At 63.4% G+C, this 2,129-nt stretch carries 2 protein-coding genes and 1 pseudogene; all 3 read left to right on the top strand.

All coding sequences use genetic code 11. The annotated features are described in order from the left end of the window. Positions 1-246, top strand: a pseudogene (locus B3520_RS02885) (hypothetical protein); the annotation flags it as partial. Further along, on the top strand, positions 243-1,421 hold the full coding sequence (gene fadA / locus B3520_RS02880; RefSeq protein WP_123637411.1) for an acetyl-CoA C-acyltransferase FadA: 1,179 nt from the start codon (positions 243-245) through the stop codon (positions 1,419-1,421). The pseudogene B3520_RS02885 and the gene fadA, both read left to right, overlap by 4 nt. Before the next feature lie 179 nt (positions 1,422-1,600). Then, positions 1,601-2,129 (top strand): TraB/GumN family protein (locus tag B3520_RS02875; protein WP_286875369.1); only part of this gene is annotated, 529 nt, incomplete at its 3' end.

Below are 2,129 nucleotides of genomic sequence, written 5' to 3'. Positions count from 1 at the left end.
GATGAGGGGATTGTCGCCTCGCCCGCCGAAGCCGATATGGCCATGGTGTACGGAACCGGCTTCCCTCCCTTTCGTGGCGGAGCGCTGCGCTGGGTCGATGCCGTTGGCCTCGACGCTTTCCGCGCCATGGCGGAACCCTGGGCTGACCTGACCCCGCTGTACCATCTACCCGATGGGCTTTTGCGCCGAATCGAGAGCGGCGAGCCTTTCTATCCTGTTGTTCCCTCTCAGGGAGGTGCCCAATGACCTTGCATCACCGAGACGCGGTTATTGTCGATTACGCCCGCAGCGCCATGGGGCGGTCCAAAAACGGCTGTTTCCGTTTCAGTCGGGCGGATGATATATCCGCCAGTCTGATCCAGGCGCTCTTGTCCCGCAACCCGGCCCTGGAGCCGGCGTCGGTCGATGACTTCATCTGGGGCTGTGTGCTGCAGCGCGAAGAGCAGGCCTTCAATATTGCCCGGAATATCTGGCTGCGGGCCGGTTTGCCTCACTCGGTACCGGCGCAAACCGTCAATCGTCTGTGTGGTTCTTCCATGGCGGCACTGCATACCGCGACCGCCAATATACGCGCCGGCCTGGGGGATGTTTACCTGATTGGTGGGGTAGAGCACTTGGGGCACCTGCCGATGTACGAGGCCATTGATCCGAACCCTCTGTTAGGGCTTTCGGTGGCCAAGGCGGCGGGAAATATGGGCGTTACCGCCGAATACCTGGCGCGCCTTCACGGCATCACCCGCTCGCAGATGGATGAGTTTGGCGCCCGCTCGCATCAGCGGGCGGCGGCCGCCCGGGCGCGTGGAAGCTTTACCCGGGAAATTGTCCCCGTGGCGGGGCACACTGAAGAGGGCTTTCCGATCATGGTGGCGGAAGACGAGACGATTCGTCCGGACACCACCGTAGAGGGGCTGGCGCAGTTGCGCCCGGTGTTCGATCCCAAGAATGGTCAGGTCACGGCTGGCACTTCGTCGCAACTGTCCGACGGCGCCTCGGCCATGGTGGTCATGTCCGCGGAGCGGGCCCAGGCTCTGGGGCTCAAGCCGCTGGCCCGGGTGGTGTCTATGGGGCTGGCGGGCGTGGACCCTTCCATCATGGGGTACGGGCCGGTTCCGGCCACCCAAAAGGCGCTGGACAGCGCCAATCTGACCATGGAAGACGTGGAGTGCGTGGAGCTCAATGAAGCGTTCGCCGCTCAGGCGCTGCCCGTGCTCAAGGATCTTCAACTGCTGGACGATATGGATCAGCGGGTGAACCTCAATGGTGGTGCCATCGCCCTGGGGCACCCCTTTGGTTGCTCCGGCACCCGCATCACCGGCTCTCTGCTCACCGCCATGACGGAGCAGGATATGACCTTGGGCGTGGCCACCATGTGCATCGGTCTGGGGCAGGGGATTAGCACCGTAATTGAGCGAATCAATTGAGCGCCCTCTAAAGGGGTCGATTTTCGTGCAGGTTCTGCTAGACTCCGTCGTCATTGTGACTCTCTGATGACGGCGGAGTGCGTTTGGTGGTCAATAGATTCGGTGCTCTGGCACCCGCGAACAGGCTGAGCGGCGCCCGTCCCTTCTTCGAAGGGCTGCGGAGTGCGTTGGCGTCGCTAATGCTCCTGTTCGTCGCGACGCTCTGGTCGGGAGCGCTGCAGGCCGAGAGGGCCCGCATTCACGACGCGCTTACCGAAGCGAGCCCAATGGCCATGGTTGAGGCTCCTTCACGCCCTCTCCTGTGGCGGGTTCAGCACCCGGATCAGCCGGAGCCCGTGTACCTCTTCGGAGCGCTGCACTTCGGCGATGACAGCTTTTTTCCTCTCCCCGATAAAGTGCTCGATGCCTACCGCGACTCGGATCTGCTCGCGGTCGAACTCGATGTCTCCCAGGTCGGCCCCGACCGTATGCACGCCACTCTGGCGCGAATGGGGCGCTATCCCTCTGGCGTTCAACTGTCCGAGCGCATCGCGCCGGCACTGTGGGAGCAGTTGAGTCAGGCCAGTCAGCGGTTGGGCCTGCAGACCGAGTCCATTGTGCATCTGCGGCCCTGGTTGGCGGCGCTGCAACTGGTCAATCTTCAGGTGGCCCGCAGCGATTACCGAGCCGGGCAGGGCGTCGACCGCTACTTTCTCGATCTGGCCCGGC

Source organism: Marinimicrobium sp. UBA4509, assembly GCF_002388575.1.
Classification (GTDB): domain Bacteria; phylum Pseudomonadota; class Gammaproteobacteria; order Pseudomonadales; family Cellvibrionaceae; genus Marinimicrobium; species Marinimicrobium koreense.
This window is presented reverse-complemented; position numbering and strand designations above follow the sequence as displayed.

What these genes read in the sequence shown, in the direction of transcription:
- fadA (WP_123637411.1), top strand. Translation starts at nt 243, where the DNA reads ATGACCTTGCATCACCGAGACGCGGTTATTGTCGATTACGCCCGCAGC.